Source organism: Vibrio sp. 1557 (genome assembly GCF_033340175.1).
GTDB lineage: Bacteria > Pseudomonadota > Gammaproteobacteria > Enterobacterales > Vibrionaceae > Vibrio > Vibrio alginolyticus.
The window spans coordinates 115939-132163 of sequence record NZ_JAWOVZ010000006.1 but is presented as its reverse complement, the minus strand read 5'-3'; the positions used below and the strand labels follow the sequence as shown (position 1 = coordinate 132163).

At 44.5% G+C, this 16225-nt stretch carries 11 protein-coding genes; 9 read left to right on the top strand and 2 right to left on the bottom strand.

What is annotated here, in order from left to right; genetic code table 11:
* The first annotated feature begins 10 nt into the window (after nt 1-10).
* The 4 genes from sucA to sucD all read left to right on the top strand — a co-directional run bounded on the left by sucA (nt 11) and on the right by sucD (nt 6325).
* Entirely contained in the window at nt 11-2836 is a 2826-nt protein-coding gene (gene sucA / locus R7070_RS10505) for a 2-oxoglutarate dehydrogenase E1 component (RefSeq protein ID WP_005382176.1), read from the top strand.
* A 28-nt stretch (nt 2837-2864) separates the two neighbouring features.
* Nucleotides 2865-4073 (top strand): 2-oxoglutarate dehydrogenase complex dihydrolipoyllysine-residue succinyltransferase, encoded by a 1209-nt coding sequence (odhB, locus tag R7070_RS10500; RefSeq protein WP_005382177.1) that lies wholly within the window; start codon nt 2865-2867, stop codon nt 4071-4073.
* Nucleotides 4074-4286: 213 nt separating this feature from the next.
* On the top strand, nt 4287-5453 hold the full coding sequence (sucC, locus tag R7070_RS10495; RefSeq protein WP_005382179.1) for an ADP-forming succinate--CoA ligase subunit beta: 1167 nt from the start codon (nt 4287-4289) through the stop codon (nt 5451-5453).
* A complete protein-coding gene (sucD, locus tag R7070_RS10490) occupies nt 5453-6325 on the top strand; it encodes a succinate--CoA ligase subunit alpha (protein ID WP_005382181.1) in 873 nt (290 codons plus the stop codon). Before sucC ends, sucD begins: the two co-directional genes overlap by 1 nt.
* Before the next feature lie 119 nt (nt 6326-6444).
* Here the strand turns inward: sucD and znuB are convergent, their stop codons facing one another.
* On the bottom strand, nt 6445-7230 hold the full coding sequence (gene znuB / locus R7070_RS10485; protein ID WP_005382183.1) for a zinc ABC transporter permease subunit ZnuB: 786 nt from the start codon (nt 7228-7230) through the stop codon (nt 6445-6447).
* Nucleotides 7223-8011 carry a zinc ABC transporter ATP-binding protein ZnuC gene (znuC, locus tag R7070_RS10480; RefSeq protein ID WP_005382185.1) on the bottom strand — a complete coding sequence of 263 codons (789 nt, stop codon included), beginning with the start codon at nt 8009-8011 and terminating at the stop codon, nt 7223-7225. The genes znuB and znuC overlap by 8 nt, the downstream gene beginning before the upstream one ends.
* 78 nt (nt 8012-8089) lie before the next feature.
* On the opposite strand from znuC, the gene znuA reads away from it, so the two are divergent.
* The 5 genes from znuA to R7070_RS10455 all read left to right on the top strand — a co-directional run bounded on the left by znuA (nt 8090) and on the right by R7070_RS10455 (nt 16121).
* Entirely contained in the window at nt 8090-8977 is an 888-nt protein-coding gene (gene znuA / locus R7070_RS10475; protein ID WP_033906913.1) for a zinc ABC transporter substrate-binding protein ZnuA, read from the top strand.
* A gap of 202 nt (nt 8978-9179) precedes the next feature.
* A complete protein-coding gene (locus R7070_RS10470; RefSeq protein WP_085569962.1) occupies nt 9180-12557 on the top strand; it encodes an AraC family transcriptional regulator in 3378 nt (1125 codons plus the stop codon).
* An 833-nt stretch (nt 12558-13390) separates the two neighbouring features.
* Nucleotides 13391-13618, top strand: a complete 228-nt coding sequence (locus tag R7070_RS10465) for a ferrous iron transport protein A (RefSeq protein WP_005382190.1) — start codon at nt 13391-13393, stop codon at nt 13616-13618.
* Nucleotides 13618-15894 carry a Fe(2+) transporter permease subunit FeoB gene (gene feoB, locus R7070_RS10460; protein WP_053307516.1) on the top strand — a complete coding sequence of 759 codons (2277 nt, stop codon included), beginning with the start codon at nt 13618-13620 and terminating at the stop codon, nt 15892-15894. Before R7070_RS10465 ends, feoB begins: the two co-directional genes overlap by 1 nt.
* Entirely contained in the window at nt 15891-16121 is a 231-nt protein-coding gene (locus tag R7070_RS10455; RefSeq protein WP_005426709.1) for a FeoC-like transcriptional regulator, read from the top strand. The genes feoB and R7070_RS10455 overlap by 4 nt, the downstream gene beginning before the upstream one ends.
* The last annotated feature ends 104 nt before the right edge of the window (nt 16122-16225 follow it).

The following is a 16225-nucleotide window of genomic DNA, read 5'->3' as shown; positions in this document are numbered from 1 at the left end:
AAGGGAAAATATGCACAACGGCGTGATGAAGGCATGGCTCGAGTCTTCACACTTGGCTGGCGCCAATGCAACGTATGTAGAGGACCTCTACGAACTGTATCTAAGTGATCCCGATCTGGTAAGTGAGGAGTGGAAACGTGTTTTTGAAGGCTTGCCTAAGCCATCAGAAGAAGTGGCAGAACAACCACATTCACGTGTCCGTGACTACTTCCGACGACTCGCTAGAGAAACAAAGCATTACAATGTCCAAGTTAGTGACCCAGATGTCGATGCAAAACAAGTAAAAGTTCTACAGCTAATCAACGCATACCGTTTCCGCGGGCATGAAGCTGCAGAATTAGACCCACTAGGTCTATGGCAACGCCCAACAGTGGCGGAGTTAGACCCTGCTTTTCATAATCTTACCGAAGATGACTTCGAAGAAACTTTCAACGTAGGTTCTTTTGCTGTTGGGCAAGAAACCATGAAGTTGAAAGATATCTATGAAGCCCTCAACAAAACTTATTGCGGTTCCATCGGTGCTGAATACATGCACATGACTGACACAGAGCAAAAGCGTTGGATTCAGCAACGCCTTGAGTCTGTCGTAGGCCAGCCATCATTCAACAAAGATGAGAAGCGCACATTCCTAGAAGAGCTAACAGCCGCTGAAGGTTTGGAGCGTTACCTCGGGGCGAAATTCCCAGGTGCAAAACGTTTCTCTTTAGAAGGTGGTGATGCGCTGATTCCGATGACGAAAGAGTTGATCCGTCATGCGGGTACAAGTGGAATGCGTGAAGTGGTTATCGGTATGGCTCACCGCGGTCGTTTGAACATGCTGGTGAACGTACTTGGTAAGAAACCTCAAGACCTGTTTGATGAGTTCGCCGGTAAACACGACGAAACTTGGGGTACGGGTGATGTGAAATATCACCAAGGTTTCTCTGCTGATTTTGCGACTCCTGGCGGTGATGTTCACTTAGCACTTGCATTTAACCCGTCGCACCTAGAAATCGTAAACCCAGTAGTCATGGGCTCAGTTCGAGCACGTCAAGATCGCTTGGGTGATAATCAAGGTAGCAAAGTGCTTCCTATCACCATCCACGGTGATTCTGCAATCGCTGGTCAGGGTGTGGTTGCCGAAACGTTCAACATGTCTCTTGCTCGTGGGTTCCAAGTTGGTGGTACGGTACGTATCGTCATCAACAACCAAGTAGGCTTTACGACGTCTAATCCTCGTGACACGCGTTCTACGATGTACTGTACCGATATCGCGAAGATGGTGCAGGCGCCAATTTTCCATGTAAATGCAGATGACCCAGAAGCAGTTGCTTTTGTTACTCGCATTGCATTGGATTACCGTAACGAGTTCAAGCGCGATGTCGTGATCGATCTTGTATGTTACCGTCGCCACGGCCACAATGAGGCGGATGAGCCAAATGCGACTCAGCCTTTGATGTACCAGAAAATCAAAAAGCATCCTACACCACGCAAATTGTATGCAGATGTTCTGATCGACAAAAATGAGTCAGATATCGAGACGGCGACTCAGTTAGTCAATGAGTATCGCGATGCATTAGATCGCGGTGAAGTGGTTGTTAAAGAATGGCGTCCAATGGCGTTGCACTCTGTAGACTGGTCCCCTTACTTAGGGCACGAATGGGATATGGAGTGGGATTCAAAATACGACAAGACACGCCTTATTGAGCTAGGCAATCGTCTGTGTCAGTACCCAGAAAGCCATAAACTGCAAAGCCGTGTTAATAAGCTATACAACGATCGTCTAGCAATGATGACCGGTGAAAAAGCTATTGACTGGGGTATGGCTGAAACATTGGCGTATGCTACATTGGTTGACGATGGCAAGCGTATTCGTCTTTCTGGTCAGGACTCGGGGCGTGGTACTTTCTTCCACCGTCACTCGGTTCTTCATAACCAAACCGATGCAAGCACTTACATTCCATTAGCGAATATTCATGACAACCAAGGGCCATTCCAAGTCTTTGACTCAGTATTGTCAGAAGAAGCTGTGTTGGCGTTTGAATACGGTTACGCAACAGCCGAACCAGGTGGTTTAACTATCTGGGAAGCACAGTTTGGTGATTTTGCCAACGGTGCACAAGTTGTTATCGACCAGTTTATCTCGTCAGGCGAGCAAAAGTGGGCGCGTTTGTGCGGTCTTACTATGCTTCTACCTCATGGTTATGAAGGTCAAGGTCCTGAGCACTCATCTGCACGTTTAGAGCGTTACCTTCAGCTTTGTGCTGAGCAAAATATGCAGGTTGTGGTTCCTTCAACACCGGCTCAGGTGTACCACATGATTCGTCGTCAGGTTGTACGCCCAATGCGTCGACCTCTCATTGTAATGTCGCCGAAATCTTTGCTGCGCCACCCTCTATGTACTTCAACGATTGAAGACTTGGCGGATGGTACATTCCAATCTGCAATTCCAGAAGTAGATGATTTAGAACCAAGCAAAGTGAAACGTGTCGTGTTCTGTGCTGGTAAGGTTTACTTTGACCTACTAGAGCAGCGCCGTAACAACGAGCAAGACGATGTTGCTATCGTGCGTATTGAACAGCTTTACCCATTCCCAATGGAAGAAGTACAAGCAGCAATTGCTCAATACACTAACGTTGAAGACTTCGTGTGGTGTCAGGAAGAACCTCAGAACCAAGGTGCTTGGTACTGTAGCCAACATAACTTCCGTGCCGCTATTCCTGCAGGTGCAAATCTTAAATACGCAGGTCGCCCAGCTTCTGCTTCGCCAGCAGTTGGCTACATGTCGGTGCACTTGAAACAACAAAAAGCGTTGGTTGAAGACGCTCTGAACGTGAACTCAAAAACTTCGAATTAAGAACTAGAAGTTAAAGGAAGAAACAGATATGACAATTGAAATTCTGGTTCCAGATTTACCTGAATCAGTTGCTGATGCAACCGTAGCGACATGGCACAAACAACCAGGCGACGCAGTAGAGCGTGACGAGGTTTTGGTTGACATCGAAACAGACAAAGTTGTGCTAGAAGTTCCAGCTCCGGAAGCTGGCGTTTTAGAAGCTATTGTTGAAGCAGAAGGTGCGACAGTACTTTCTAAACAAATCATTGCTAAATTGAAGCCAGGCGCAGTTGCAGGTGAACCAACTGCAGACAAAACAGAAGGTACTGAAGCATCTCCTGATAAGCGTCACAAAGCTGCGCTTAGCGAAGAAAGTAATGACGCATTAAGCCCAGCAGTGCGCCGTTTATTGGCTGAACATGGCTTAGAAGCAAGCCAAGTGAAAGGTACTGGTGTTGGTGGTCGTATTACGCGCGAAGATATTGAAGCGCATCTTGCGAACGCTAAATCTGCGTCAAAAGAAGACTCGCCAGCAGTGGTTGACGTGCCGGCAGCGGCTCGCAGTCAGAAGCGTGTTCCAATGACTCGCCTTCGTAAGACAGTCGCTAACCGTCTGCTAGAAGCGAAGAACAACACGGCAATGCTAACGACGTTTAACGAAGTGAACATGAAACCAATCATGGACCTTCGTAAGCAGTACAAAGATCAGTTCGAAGAGCGTCACGGTATTCGTTTGGGCTTCATGTCTTTTTACGTGAAAGCAGTAACAGAAGCGCTTAAGCGTTACCCAGAAGTAAATGCTTCGATTGATGGCGATGACATTGTTTACCACAACTACTTCGACATTAGCATGGCGGTATCAACGCCACGTGGTCTAGTTACACCTGTCCTAAAAGACTGTGACAAGCTTGGTTTCGCTGATGTTGAAAAAGGCATCAAAGAGCTGGCTATTAAAGGTCGTGATGGCAAGCTAACGGTAGACGAGCTAATGGGCGGTAACTTCACTATCACAAACGGTGGTGTGTTCGGTTCACTAATGTCTACACCAATCATCAACCCACCTCAATCAGCGATTCTTGGTATGCATAAGATCCAAGAGCGTCCGATGGCAGTGGATGGCAAAGTTGAAATCTTGCCGATGATGTACCTAGCGTTATCTTACGATCACCGCCTAATTGATGGTCGTGAATCAGTTGGCTTCCTAGTAACGATTAAAGAGTTACTAGAGGACCCAGCACGTCTCCTATTAGACGTTTAATATCGCTAAAACGTCTAGTTATCGTAGGTAGCTAGACGTTAAAAATTTCAATGGCTAGACTAGCTCAACGTTTGGCCTTCATTTGAATCCTTCAGTATGAGAACTCATGATGAAGGATTGATTTGAGAAGACCCTACAGACGTACAAGCAGCCAAGACTGCAGCGTTATGGAAATAATAAATCCCTTAAGGGAAAAACAAACGGAATATCGAAATGAATTTGCATGAATACCAAGCCAAACAGCTGTTTGCAGAATTCGGTTTGCCTGTGCCAGAAGGCTACGCGTGTGATACACCACAAGAAGCTTTTGAAGCCGCAGGCCGTATTAGTACAGCCAAGAAAGTAGTTAAATGTCAGGTTCACGCTGGTGGCCGTGGTAAAGCGGGTGGCGTAGAGCTACACGATACAAAAGAAGGCGTTAAAGAGTTTGCACAGAAGTGGTTAGGTAAAAACCTAGTGACTTACCAAACTGACGCTAACGGTCAGCCAGTAACAAAAATCCTTGTTGAAGAAGCTTCAAATATTGCGAACGAACTATACCTAGGTGCGGTAGTTGACCGTGCTAGCCGTAAGATCGTTTTCATGGCTTCTACCGAAGGTGGTGTGGAAATTGAAAAAGTTGCGGAAGAAACGCCGGAACTCATCCACAAAGCAGCAATTGACCCACTAGTAGGTCCACAAGCTTACCAAGGTCGTGAGCTAGCGTTCAAACTTGGTCTTGAAGGCGACCAAATCAAACAATTCGTTAAGATCTTTATGGGTCTTGGCACTATGTTTTCTCAGTACGATCTTGCTCTGCTAGAGATCAACCCACTTGTGATTACTGGTGAAGGCAACTTGCTATGTCTTGACGGTAAGATCAACATCGACTCAAACGCACTGTATCGTCAGCCTAAGCTTCGTGAAATGCACGATCCTTCACAAGAAGATGAGCGTGAAGCACACGCAGCTCAGTGGGAGCTGAACTACGTAGCACTAGACGGTAACGTTGGCTGTATGGTTAACGGTGCAGGCCTAGCAATGGGTACGATGGATATCGTAAACCTACACGGCGGCAAACCAGCTAACTTCTTAGATGTAGGTGGCGGCGCGACGAAAGAGCGTGTTGCTGAAGCATTCAAGATCATCCTATCTGATGACAATGTGAAAGCGGTACTTGTTAACATCTTCGGTGGTATTGTACGTTGTGACATGATCGCAGAAGGTATTATCGGCGCGGTTAAAGAGGTAGGCGTAAGCGTACCTGTTGTTGTTCGTCTTGAAGGCACTAACGCTGACCTAGGTCGCGAAGTTCTTGCTAATTCTGATGTTGATATCATTGCTGCTGAGTCGCTAACTGATGCTGCTCAGAAAGTTGTTGCTGCTGCGGAGGCTAAATAATGTCTGTATTAATTAACAAAGACACTAAAGTAATCTGTCAGGGGTTCACTGGTGGTCAAGGTACTTTCCACTCAGAGCAAGCTATCGCATACGGTACGCAAATGGTTGGCGGTGTGTCTCCAGGTAAAGGTGGCCAAACTCACCTAGGTCTTCCTGTATTCAACACAGTTCGTGAAGCAGTAGAAGCGACTGGCGCAACAGCGACAGTCATCTACGTACCAGCACCTTTCTGTAAAGATGCAATCCTAGAAGCGATTGACGCGGGTATCGAGCTAATCGTAACGATTACTGAAGGTATCCCTACTACAGATATGATCGACGTAAAAGTGAAGCTAGAAGAAACTGGCGTTCGCATGATTGGTCCTAACTGTCCGGGCGTTATCACTCCTGATGAGTGTAAGATCGGTATCATGCCTGGTCACATCCACAAGAAAGGCAAAGTAGGTATTGTATCTCGTAGCGGTACTCTAACTTACGAAGCAGTTAAACAAACCACTGACGAAGGTTTCGGCCAGTCTACTTGTGTTGGTATCGGTGGTGACCCAATCCCGGGTTCAAACTTCATTGATATCCTAAAACTGTTCCAAGAAGACCCTGAGACAGAAGCGATCGTTATGATCGGTGAGATCGGTGGTACTGCAGAAGAAGAAGCAGCAGCATACATTAAAGAAAATGTAACGAAGCCAGTGGTTTCTTACATTGCTGGTGTAACTGCGCCTCCTGGTAAGCGTATGGGCCATGCTGGTGCGATTATCTCTGGTGGTAAAGGTACTGCTGAAGACAAATTTGCTGCACTAGAAGCGGCTGGCGTTAAAACTGTGAAATCTCTAGCAGAGATTGGCCAAGGTCTACGTGAAGTGACGGGTTGGTAATCGACCACACTGCTTAATAAGTATTAAAAAGCCTGCGACTTCGCAGGCTTTTCTTTTTCCGTTTCCGTGGATTTATGTTTGTTGTTAGCAAGGTCTTTCGCGTTTAATACTCAATGCGATTATGCTTTGCTTTTAATCAGCTGGCTCAGCATAAATAAGGATGTTGCGCTGATCACTACGGAAGGGCCGGCCGGTGTATCGAAGTGCCATGATAGGCTAAGCCCCATCAGTACTGCCACAGAGCCAATAATGGATGCGAACAATGCCATTTGCTCTGGTGATGAAGAGACTTTACGTGCTGTTGCGGCTGGGATAATTAGGAGCGAAGTCATGATCAACGCGCCAACGAACTTCATACCTACTGCGATTACTACACCCACCATTAGCATTAACACCAATCTAACTAAGTCTGTATTCACGCCCTCAACAGCGGCAAGTTCTTCACTGACAGTGCTAGAAAGCAGTGGGCGCCAGAAGACGTACAAACACGCGCTTACCGCAACAACACCTGCGTAAATAAACATCAGATCTTGTGGAGAGACGGCAAGTAAGTCCCCAAATAGGTAGCTCATTAAATCGACGCGCACGTTTTCCAAAAAGCTAACCGATACTAAACCGATAGAGAGTGCACTGTGTGCCAAGATACCTAACAACGTGTCTGTAGCCACAAGTTGTTGCTTTTGCAGAGTGACAAGCAAAACGGCCAGAGCTAAACAGCAGACGAGTAGCGCAAGGTAGAGATTTACGTTGAGCAAGAAGCCCAGCGCTAGGCCCATTAACGATGCATGAGCTAGGGTATCTCCGAAGTAAGCCATTTTACGCCAAACGACAAATGACCCAAGTGGACCGGCAATGATCGCGATACCAATACCAGCAAGGATAGAAGGTAGGAGAAACTCAATCATGATGGTGATGTCCGTGTTTATGGTGGGAGCATGATGTCGCATCACCGCTTACTGGCGTTCCGGATAAATCGTGATGATGGTGCTCATGGTCGTGATGATAAAACGCGAGAGACTCTCTCGCTGCATTGCCAAATAGTGCGATGTAAGAAGGGTGCTGAGTAATAGTGGCAGGTGAACCTGAGCAGCAAACATGGTGATGCAGACAAATAACATCGTCCGTTTTCGCCATCACTAAATGTAAGTCATGCGACACCATAAATACGCCACAATCAAAGCGATGACGAATGCTCTCAATTAAGTCATAGAGATCGATTTGACCTTGGATATCCACACCCTGAGCTGGTTCGTCTAATACCAACAGCTGAGGACGCTGAAGCAGAGCGCGCGCCAGTAACACTCGTTGGTTTTCACCACCGGATAAGCGATGCATATTACTATTAAGTAAATGTTCAGCGCCAACAAGCCTTAATGCATCAATGCACTCCTGCTTACTGTATTTTCCTGCTAAATTTAGGAAGCGGGTTACATTCAATGGAAGGGAGTCATTGAGCTTCAACTTTTGAGGAACGTAACCAATTTTCAGTTTTCTTTGTCGGTTCAACTTGCCGCTAGTCGGCTTTTGAAGACCTAAGATAACTTTGACTAACGTTGATTTTCCCGCTCCATTGGGACCAATTAGGGTAGTTATTTTGCCCTTTTCTAATTCCATACTAATGTTATCGAGAACTCTGCGGCCATCGAACTCGACGCATAACTGCTCAAGATGGACTAAGGAAGACATGAATGAAACTCATTTGCAAATCAATAATGTTATAATGTAACATTATCTCACTTTCCACGCCATATCCCAAGTAAAACTATGAAAAGAGCATTAATTCTTGCTGCCTCAGCAATGTTAACACTGCCAGCACAGGCGGTAACGGTACTGACGAGTATCAAACCTATTCAGTTGTTAGTAACAGAGCTTACTCAAGGAGTAACTTCACCAGACGTGCTATTGCAGTCTAACACATCACCCCATGACTATGCTTTGCGTCCATCGGATGTTAAAAAGGTCGCTTCGGCTGATTTGGTTATCTGGTACGGACATGATCTTGAACCGTTTCTAGAGAAAGTTGTTTCGGATAGATCGAATACTTTGACTATTAGTCAAATTCCAAATCTAGAATTGCGTGAATTTGATAGTGAGCACAACCATGACCATGATGGGCACGATCATGGCTCACATGATCCGCACTTTTGGCTAGGTGTAAGCCAAGCACAACAAGTGGCCAAGGCTGTTGTGAATCAACTTGTATCACTTGATCCGGAAAATGCAGCTCAATATCAAGCGAACCTCAAAAAGTTTGAACTCGAGCTAAAAGACACTGACCAACAGATAAAGCAGAAGCTGGCACCAGTAAAAAACAAAGGTTACTTTGTATTCCATGATGCTTACGGTTATTTCGAAGATCGTTATGAACTAAATCAAATGGGGCATTTTACTGTGAGCCCAGAACGCAAGCCAGGAGCGAAGACCTTAATTCAAATTCGTCAAAAGCTAAGTGGTGGAGATGTGGCTTGTGTATTTTCTGAACCTCAGTTTACCCCGGCTGTCGTTCAGAGCGTAATGAGAGGCAGTGATGTCGCTAAAGGCGAGCTTGACCCGTTAGGGAGTACAATTGAAGCAAAACCTGGCAGTTACTTTACTTTTCTCAACAATATGGCGAATAGTTTTGAGCAATGCTTGAACAAAAAGTCAGATTAAGTGCTGTCGTAATGTAGGAGTAGTCTTTTTAACGTGATCCAGTAGTAAGAATTACAACCTTTGGTAAGGCGAGCCTTTTCTCAGAAAGTAATTGAGATATCATTACCAATAATTATCAGCTCAAAATAACCGTATCAATCCATGTTTTACAAACGATGAACGGTCACTTTCAGAGCACAAATTGATACAAAAGGTTTTCGTCTTGCTACGCCAATTAGCCCTTGCTCTGTTGGGCTTTGTCTTATCCTACCAAGCATTTGCGCTTCATAATGCAAATGCAATCTTTTACCCTTTGCCAACTCAGGCAAAGGGTACTTTTATCGCGGCTAAAAAGTTGTTCTTGGGTGAAAAGGGCGGTTTGTGGATTCATGACGTACACGGGAGAGTCCTGTTTTACGATGGTCAAACTATATTGCCTAAATCAGGTAGCTTCCTACAAACGTCGGCCAAGCAGTTGGCCTATCATAAAGGTGCTTTTTGGACCTTTATTGAAAATGAGGTCTATCGAACTTATCCAAATCAGGAGCGACGTTTAGTCTTTAGTTTAAATCCAGGCTCACAAATAAGAAAAATAGGGTCTTCAAAGAACTATATTTGGGTGAGTGATGGCGCGCATTTCTATACCTACAATATCGACACTAGCGAGTTAAACTCTTTCTCTCTATTGCAGCTCTATCAACATAGTAATAATAGCTACGTTTACATTAATGATGCGGTGCTAGTTGAAACGAAGTGGGCACTAGCAACGACTTCCGGCTTCTATCTTTCTGAAGGTGATAAGTTTGACCATGTCGCTGCCTCAGGTCAAAACTACATTGAGAAAGTCTATTATTCACACACGCGAAGAGAAATTTTGATAGGTACATTGCGTGGCGCTTTAATTTTCAACATTTACCAGCCTGATAAAGAAGTGATTAGAATTGGCGGCTCACATGTTTTGACATTCGCAGAGACAAATCAAGAGTACTGGGTGGGGACAGAGCATGGCCTTTATTTGTACTCATTTTTTTCAGGTGAGGTCACCGAAGTCGCGCCTGCAAGTTTTCTTGAGTTAGAGTTAGATAACACGAAGATTTATTCGTTGTTGAGTGACAATATGGGAGGGATGTGGATTGCGACTAACCAAGGTATTCGTTATTACTCGCTATTTAGTAAAAAATTTGAACGAGTGACCTTTAGTAGTTATGACTCACACACCCTATCAGGACGAATTCGGCAAACTATTGAAGGTCCTGATGGTGCGCTTTGGTTTGCTGATGACCGAAAGATTTATCGTTCAGGAAAGAGTGGGATTAACCAAGTCTTAGAGTTGGAGTCGCAGATCAATGAATTTGCGTTTCAAAACGGCATGCTTTGGCTTGCAACCTCAAAAGGGCTGGAAATATTTGAGCTAAATGGTCTCAACAAGATTACATTTCCTTATTTACAGGTTATGGCCGGACATGCCGTAGAGCATGTGACCGTTGATGGTGATGACCGTCTTTGGGTATCAAGCGGATACCATCTTTACAATGTTGATACTGCTGCACAAAGCGTACGAAACTTTGGAAGTGAGTGGCTAGTAAGTCAGTATTTGCCTGCTAAGGTTACGCGCCTATATGATACTGAAGATGCCCTATTAATAGGCACCGATCATGGCGTATACCAATACAGTAATGACAACATCCAGTTTATCCGTTTTTCAGAAAAGTTTGGTGAATCATTAGACATGACCACGGCGGTTGATGGCAGCCAGTGGTTTGCTTCATCTTATGGTGTGTTTAAAACTGATACACGAAGCGATGAAAAACGTGTTGTTGAAATGAGTGAGCCCAACGCCAGACCTGCTTGCTTGATCAGAGACAGGCAAGGTGTATGGTTAGCTTCCTCTGTCGGTTTAAGCTATTACCACCTTTCGGGTGAGTTAGTGAAACATTACGCATCGTCATCAGGCTTAATGAACAATGAGTTCCTCCCTGGTATTTGTAGCGTTATACAGCAGACAGAAATTGGTGAGCGAGAGCTTGTTCTGGGGTCGAAGTACGGACTCGTAAAAGCAGAAGCATCCAAGCTGCTTGTATCTAATCCCCCAGAGTCTAAGTTTATTGTTAGCCAAGTTGTGCTTGAAAATGAAGTTCTGCAAGTTGGTAGTGCCGATCTGAATGGGATCACACTGCCATATGGATCTTCGCTGAGTTTTTTATTCGGTGTGATGCCAAAACCAGACAGTCAAAATTTGTACTATCGATTGAACAACGATGACCCATGGCAAACGTTAGAGGGGGGCCAACTGACACTCGAGCACCTTAGTTCCGGTGAATATCACTTGCAGGTCAGTAATGAGTCTCAAGTTGCCGCTGGAGTCGTTGGTTTAGAATCTCACTTTATCGTCCTTCATCCTTGGTATCTATCGCGATTTGCTATTTTAGGCTTTGTCGTAGCTAGTATTGCGGTCGTCGCATTACTTGTTTTCTGGCGCTCTCGCTACGTTGTACAGGCTAACCGTGATCTAGCAGCTCAAGTGACTCTCAAAACGAATCAGTTAAGACATCAAAGTAGAGTGTTGCTTACGAGCAACCAGCAATTACGTAAACAGATTCAAGTTAGAAACCTACTCGTAGACCATGTAGCTCTATCCATAAAATCAAGCGTCGACTTTATTGTGGCGAAACTACCTATGCCTCTGGATACTGCGACAGAGGATCATTTGGCTAAAACGAATTGGCAGTTAAATGAACTCAAAAGTGTTCCAAGTGATGTAAGTGGTGGGAGTCAGAACTACAACTTGAGTCAGATAACTCAGTCAGTGGTTGATGTATGGCAAGATGACTTTGCAAAAGCGGGTATTTTGGTAGAGCTAGAAGATGAGAGTAAGCAGAGCCGGGTTGCTCTGGAAAGCTTTAATCTTGATGTTATTTTCAATAGCATTTTTGCCAATATCATCAAGCGCTCTTTCCGGGGTCAAACGGTTAGAATTATGCTAGAAAAGGGGCATGATATTGTGTCATTGAGCTTTCTTGATTACGGGACGCAATTACCTAATAAAGTCGCGACTGGGCTTCCATCTAACTTAAATCACTCTGAGTTGAGTATTGACCACCTTGCCCAACTAGTGACAACGAGTGGTGGTTATTTGGCTGTCTTCTCTTCTGATGCTCAAAACAAAGTCGAGATTACATGGCCATCTGCGAAGGAAAGTAGTTATCTGGATGAACCGCAGCAAGAACTCAATCCTGTAACTATTGCAGAAGATCAAGTCACACCAGAGAAAGAGTGGTTGCAAAAAGTCTATCAATTAGTGGCAGAGCATTACCATGATCCTGAATTTGGCACTGCGTCAGCCGCTAAAATGCTGTATATGTCTGAACGCTCTTTGCAGAGACGTTTTAAATCTGCCTCGTCAAGAACGTTAAAAGACTATGTCACAGAGGTTCGTTTAGAAACGGCGTGTGAACAGTTATTGGCGGGTGAGAAAATCAGTGAAGTCGCCTTTAACTGTGGCTTTAATGATCCATCTTACTTTAGCCAAAAGTTTAAGCTGCATTTTGGTTTGCCCCCTTCCAAGTTTGCTTTGACTCAAGAAAGCCAAGAAATTAACTAGAAAACCTTCATTATACGCTCCCTAGTTAATAGTTAAGATGCTGGGGAGCTGCATACAGTGCTCTATTATTGCTGCAGTTGCTAACGCAGTAAGTTTCATTGTTTCTTCATCACATCTAGCCTACAAATCCATTCTCAACACGTAAGCACGATCACGTTCTATCTGTTAGTCGCGATGTTCATAGCAATAAGCATAAATGGCTTCAAGAGAATGATTTACTGATAGTTGCAACAAATAAATGACAGTTGTATTGCTGTATCAAAAGAGCGTGGTTCATTTGGGGGAGTGATGGCATGCGACATTCGTGAAAACGAAAACTGTGTTGAAAAGATGAATAAGGTAAAGAAGTTTTGAAAGAGGTGAAAAAAAATATCGTGGTATAGCCGGGGGGACTATACCACGGGTGTCAAGGACACCTTCGCTTGCTGCCGGAGTGACATGTTGCCATGCCACCTCTGGAATTTATTAGAGAGGTTGCCCTCTCGATGGAGTAACTATACGAGAGGTTACTTATTTTTCTTATAAAAATAACGCCATGTTTATATGAGAAAAGCGACAACGTTTGGTTTTTTACTTAAGCCATTGTTTTAATTTGAATTTTTTGTTTTCTGTCTTGGTTTGTGACATTTTTGTTTCGTTAGGTGTCATTTGTAATTGTTAATTTTGACGTAAATAACGAGAGGAAATTTACGAAGTTAACGTTTGAAAGCGTGAAAACATTTACGGAATCTTTGATTTCACACAAGGATTGAAGGGGTATAGGGGAGTAATATTGGCAACCTAAACTTATTAAATAATAATATTTCTCATTAGCAATACTCTTAAGGGCCACTATGAAGTTATCAGAGATTAATCCTGGCGATACGGTGACGATTCGGTTGTTAGATGGTCTTTCATCAGATATCAGAAAGAAACTCATGGTAATGGGGCTGCTTCCCAATACAGAAGTCAAAGTGATTCGACGTGCGCCAATGGGCGATCCTTTACAAGTCGAAGTCCGTGGTGTGTCTGTCGCATTGCGAGAAACAATTGCTCAGAAAATTGAAGTGGAGCGAGTGTAATGCAATATCAAGTGCTAACCGTAGGTAACCCTAATAGTGGTAAAACGACGCTATTTAATGGTTTAACTGGCGCAAAACAGCAAGTTGGTAACTGGGCAGGCGTCACGGTTGAAAAGAAAACGGGACAATTCAAGCATGCTGGGGATGAGTTTTTGCTCACTGACCTTCCGGGTATTTACTCATTAGACAGTGGTAATGATAGTAATAGTATTGATGAATCCATCGCATCGCGTGCGGTTCTAACTCATCCTGCTGATCTCATTATTAACGTGGTGGATGCTACAAGTTTAGAGCGCAGCTTATACATGACGCTGCAACTTCGCGAACTTGGTCGCCCTATGATTGTTGTCCTCAACAAGATGGATGCGCTAAAGCGTGAACGTCAGATGATTAACGTTGCAGAGCTTGAGAAAACGTTAGGTTGTCCGGTTGTCAGTTTATCTGCAACCAATAAAACTCAAGTGGCAGAGTTTAAAGAAAAGCTCCATAAATCCATCGTTCAAGGAGTGCCACTTAAAGAATTGTCTTTGCATTACGGTGAGAAGATGGAGTCGGCAATTCAAACGGTTTCCGCACTTTTTAACGACCAAAACGTCGCTCATCGTGCACTAGCGATTCGTGCGCTTGAAAAAGACACAATGGTGCTCAATAGTCTTTCTGATATTGATAGAAGCAAAGTCTTGGAAGTCATTACGACGTTAGATTTGGATATCGATTTGCATGTCGCGGATACTAAGTACACGCATCTGCATGAACAGTGTAAAAAAGTTCGCCGAAGCGAAGGCAAGTTAAGTCGTAGTGTGACTGAAAGACTCGACCAGTTTATTTTGAACAAGTGGATTGGAATTCCTTTCTTCTTTGTTGTTATGTACCTGATGTTTATGTTCTCGATTAACATCGGTAGTGCATTTATCGACTTTTTTGACATTGGTGTGGGCGCATTATTGGTTGATGGTGGGCATCACTTGTTAGACGGTCATTTGCCTGTGTGGTTAGTGACGGTTCTTGCTGATGGTATCGGTGGTGGTATCCAGACGGTTGCAACCTTCATTCCGGTTATCGCGTGTTTGTACCTCTTCCTAGCGGTACTTGAGAGCTCAGGTTACATGGCTCGTGCAGCATTCGTACTAGATAAAGTGATGCAGAAGATCGGCCTACCGGGCAAAGCATTTGTACCGTTGGTTCTTGGTTTTGGCTGTAACGTACCGTCAATCATGGCAACTCGTACTCTAGACCAAGAACGTGAGCGTAAACTGGCTGCCTCTATGGCACCATTTATGTCATGTGGTGCTCGTCTGCCTGTATACGCGCTATTCGCTGCGGCATTCTTCCCAGGTTCTGGCCAGAACATTGTATTCGCACTTTACCTACTTGGTATTGTGGCAGCGATCTTCACAGGTCTTTTCCTTAAGCACACGCTTTACCCAGGTAGCAGCGACAGCCTAGTGATGGAAATGCCAGATTACGAGCTTCCGACGCTACAAAACGTGGTGATCAAAACTTGGCAAAAGCTAAAGCGCTTTGTACTTGGTGCAGGTAAAACCATCGTTATCGTTGTTGCTATTCTGAGTTTCTTCAACTCATTGGGTACTGATGGCAGTTTTGGTAACGAAGACAGCGAAAACTCGGTGCTTTCTAAAGCTGCGCAAGTTGTTACTCCAGTATTCGCGCCAATCGGTGTTCAAGAAGATAACTGGCCAGCGACGGTTGGTATCATTACCGGTATCTTCGCAAAAGAGGCGGTAGTTGGTACGCTTAACAGCCTATACACCACGCCAAGCGACGGTGAAGACGCAGAATTTGATCTAATGGGCAGCCTAGAAGAGGCAGTAATGAGTATCCCTGAAAACCTAGCCGGTTTGAGCTACTCAGATCCACTAGGCATTGAAGTGGGTGACTTAACTGACTCAAATGCCGTTGCCGAAGAACAAGAAGTCGATGCTTCTATCTTCGGTAACATTAAATCGCAGTTTGCTTCTGGCAATGCCGCATTTGCTTACCTAATCTTTATCCTACTGTACACACCTTGTGTGGCGGCGATGGGGGCTTACGTACGTGAGTTTGGTCATAAGTTCGCACGCTTTATCGCGGTTTGGACAATGGGCTTGGCTTACCTATGTGCGACGTTCTACAACCAATTGACGCATTTCGCAGATAGCCCAGTGACAAGTGGCATTTGGATGGCAGTGATCGTAGCTATCTTCTTTGGCACATACCGTGTGTTCAAACGAGTTGGTAAGAAACAAAACGGTGCATTAGAGGCGCAAGTAGCATGATTTTAAAAGAGCTTTATCAATACATTGCAGACAAAGGAACCGTTTCCCAGTCAGATCTGGCTAAGCAGTTTGGGATGAGTGAAGATGGTGCTGACGCGATGTTAAGTGTGTGGATTAAGAAGGGCAAAATTAGCCGCCTAGTTGACACCAATAAAGCTCATGACGTGACTCGAGTTCGCTACTCAGTGACTAAACAAGATGGTTTGTCTCTGACAGTCACCATGTAGCGACTATCAAAATTAGTCACCTAAAAATTATCACGTAAAAACGACAAAGCCGCATCAGCAATGATGCGGCTTTTATTTTGCTGGTTATTGTTTGTGAATACAGC